At 49.8% G+C, this 3,235-nt stretch carries 2 protein-coding genes and 1 pseudogene; 1 reads left to right on the top strand and 2 read right to left on the bottom strand.

Annotated features, from left to right (window positions below):
- Positions 1-185: 185 nt before the first annotated feature.
- A pseudogene (gene chrA, locus ACOTX4_RS25610) lies at positions 186-1,142 on the top strand (chromate efflux transporter); the annotation flags it as partial.
- Positions 1,143-1,289: 147 nt separating this feature from the next.
- Here chrA and ACOTX4_RS25615 read toward each other — a convergent pair.
- Both ACOTX4_RS25615 and ACOTX4_RS25620 read right to left on the bottom strand, forming a co-directional pair.
- Entirely contained in the window at positions 1,290-2,150 is an 861-nt protein-coding gene (locus ACOTX4_RS25615) for a broad-spectrum class A beta-lactamase TEM-1 (RefSeq protein ID WP_000027057.1), read from the bottom strand.
- Positions 2,151-2,332: 182 nt separating this feature from the next.
- The gene (locus ACOTX4_RS25620; protein ID WP_001235713.1) at positions 2,333-2,890 is read right to left on the bottom strand and encodes a recombinase family protein; all 558 of its coding nucleotides are present in this window, start codon (positions 2,888-2,890) and stop codon (positions 2,333-2,335) included.
- Positions 2,891-3,235 lie beyond the last annotated feature (345 nt).

A 3,235-nucleotide genomic window follows, 5' to 3' on the forward strand; every position in this document is an offset into this window, starting at 1 on the left:
CTAGGGATCGCCTCAGAAAACGGAAAATAAAGCACGCTAAGCCGTAAGTAAGCGTGCTCCTGTGAAAGCCACAGCTAAAACTGCGTAGTACACATAGAGGTATTTTTTTCTAGATTTATATCGAATTTCGTTATCGAATTTCGCTTATTATTGATCAACTCGTTGCAGATCATGAAGGCGAAAGTATGACGAATAACCCTACCGATGACAGCAGACCATGGTCGGTCTTTCTTATTTTTCTGCGGCTTGGATTGACATCTTTTGGCGGCCCCATTGCGCACTTGGGCTACTTCCGCGCCGAATTTGTCACACGGCGGCGCTGGCTCTCCGAACGGAGCTATGCTGACTTGGTCGCGCTTTGTCAGTTCTTGCCAGGGCCTGCAAGCAGCCAGGTCGGCATAGCGGTAGGACTGTCTCGGGCTGGATACAGCGGGGCGCTGGCTGCTTGGGCTGGCTTCACGCTGCCGTCTGCCATAGCCTTGATCCTTTTTGCGCTCGGCATCTCCAGCTATGGCGATTACGTCTCGCAGGGCGCGTTGCATGGCTTAAAAGTGGTGGCTGTGGCCGTGGTCGCTCAAGCAGTATGGGGCATGGCGCGTAACCTATGCACGGATGGGCTGCGAGTCACCATCATGGCAATTGCTACCTGCGTCGTTTTACTTGTGCCGTCCGCGTGGGGACAGGTTGGCGTGATTGCTATCGCAGGCATCGCAGGCCGGTTATTGTTCAAGCCAGCGAAAGTTGTTGAGCATGACCCCCTACCTATCACGGTCAGTCACCGGGCCGGCGTGCTTTGGCTCTCGCTGTTCTTTGTCTTGCTGATTGGCCTGCCGGTGTTGGCCGAACTGATGCCAAGTCAAACCATGGCAATGGTGGATTCCTTCTATCGTGTCGGATCACTGGTGTTCGGCGGTGGTCACGTTGTGCTGCCATTACTGCAAGCCGAAGTGGTGCCCTCCGGCTGGGTCAACAATGAATCCTTTCTCGCGGGGTACGGGGCAGCTCAAGCGGTGCCCGGCCCTTTGTTCACGTTCGCCGCGTTTCTTGGTGCCTCGATGAACACCGCCCCGTCGGGCTGGATCGGCGGCATTGTGTGTCTGCTGGCTATCTTCGCGCCCTCGTTCTTGCTGGTCGTCGGATCAGGGGTCTGACGCTCAGTGGAACGAAAACTCACGTTAAGGGATTTTGGTCATGAGATTATCAAAAAGGATCTTCACCTAGATCCTTTTAAATTAAAAATGAAGTTTTAAATCAATCTAAAGTATATATGAGTAAACTTGGTCTGACAGTTACCAATGCTTAATCAGTGAGGCACCTATCTCAGCGATCTGTCTATTTCGTTCATCCATAGTTGCCTGACTCCCCGTCGTGTAGATAACTACGATACGGGAGGGCTTACCATCTGGCCCCAGTGCTGCAATGATACCGCGAGACCCACGCTCACCGGCTCCAGATTTATCAGCAATAAACCAGCCAGCCGGAAGGGCCGAGCGCAGAAGTGGTCCTGCAACTTTATCCGCCTCCATCCAGTCTATTAATTGTTGCCGGGAAGCTAGAGTAAGTAGTTCGCCAGTTAATAGTTTGCGCAACGTTGTTGCCATTGCTGCAGGCATCGTGGTGTCACGCTCGTCGTTTGGTATGGCTTCATTCAGCTCCGGTTCCCAACGATCAAGGCGAGTTACATGATCCCCCATGTTGTGCAAAAAAGCGGTTAGCTCCTTCGGTCCTCCGATCGTTGTCAGAAGTAAGTTGGCAGCAGTGTTATCACTCATGGTTATGGCAGCACTGCATAATTCTCTTACTGTCATGCCATCCGTAAGATGCTTTTCTGTGACTGGTGAGTACTCAACCAAGTCATTCTGAGAATAGTGTATGCGGCGACCGAGTTGCTCTTGCCCGGCGTCAACACGGGATAATACCGCACCACATAGCAGAACTTTAAAAGTGCTCATCATTGGAAAACGTTCTTCGGGGCGAAAACTCTCAAGGATCTTACCGCTGTTGAGATCCAGTTCGATGTAACCCACTCGTGCACCCAACTGATCTTCAGCATCTTTTACTTTCACCAGCGTTTCTGGGTGAGCAAAAACAGGAAGGCAAAATGCCGCAAAAAAGGGAATAAGGGCGACACGAAAATGTTGAATACTCATACTCTTCCTTTTTCAATATTATTGAAGCATTTACCAGGGTTATTGTCTCATGAGCGGATACATATTTGAATGTATTTAGAAAAATAAACAAATAGGGGTTCCGCGCACATTTCCCCGAAAAGTGCCACCTGACGTCTAAGAAACCATTATTATCATGACATTAACCTATAAAAATAGGCGTATCACGAGGCCCTTTCGTCTTCAAGAATTTTATAAACCGTGGAGCGGGCAATACTGAGCTGATGAGCAATTTCCGTTGCACCAGTGCCCTTCTGATGAAGCGTCAGCACGACGTTCCTGTCCACGGTACGCCTGCGGCCAAATTTGATTCCTTTCAGCTTTGCTTCCTGTCGGCCCTCATTCGTGCGTTCTAGGATCCTCCGGCGTTCAGCCTGTGCCACAGCCGACAGGATGGTGACCACCATTTGCCCCATATCACCGTCGGTACTGATCCCGTCATCAATGAACCGGACTGCCACGCCCTGAGCGTCAAATTCCTTTATCAGTTGGATCATATCGGCAGTGTCGCGGCCAAGACGGTCGAGCTTCTTAACCAGAATGACATCACCTTCCTCCACCTTCATCCTCAGCAAATCCAGCCCTTCCCGGTCTGTTGAACTGCCGGATGCCTTATCGGTAAATATACGGTTTGCTTTCACACCTGCGTCTTTGAGTGCTCTGACCTGAAGATCAAGAGACTGCTGACTGGTTGAGACCCGAGCGTAACCAAAAAGTCGCATAAAAATGTACCTTAAATCGAATATCGGACAACTCATGTCTATTATTACAAATTTACGATTTAATAGACATATTAATGTAACAGTTTTACGATGTCCGATAATTTATAACATTTCGTACGGTTGGAAAAATGTTACTAAATGCCCGTCAGGCAGGGAGGCCGATATGCCCGTTGACTTTCTGACCACTGAGCAGACTGAAAGCTATGGCAGATTCACCGGTGAACCGGATGAGCTTCAGCTGGCACGATATTTGGCACTGTTGCAAATAGTCGGTGGTGATAAACTTATCATCCCCTTTTGCTGATGGAGCTGCACATGAACCCATTCAAAGGCCGGCATTTTCAG

It is taken from the genome of Enterobacter cloacae complex sp. IR5459, from assembly GCF_049238005.1.
GTDB lineage: Bacteria > Pseudomonadota > Gammaproteobacteria > Enterobacterales > Enterobacteriaceae > Enterobacter > Enterobacter hormaechei_C.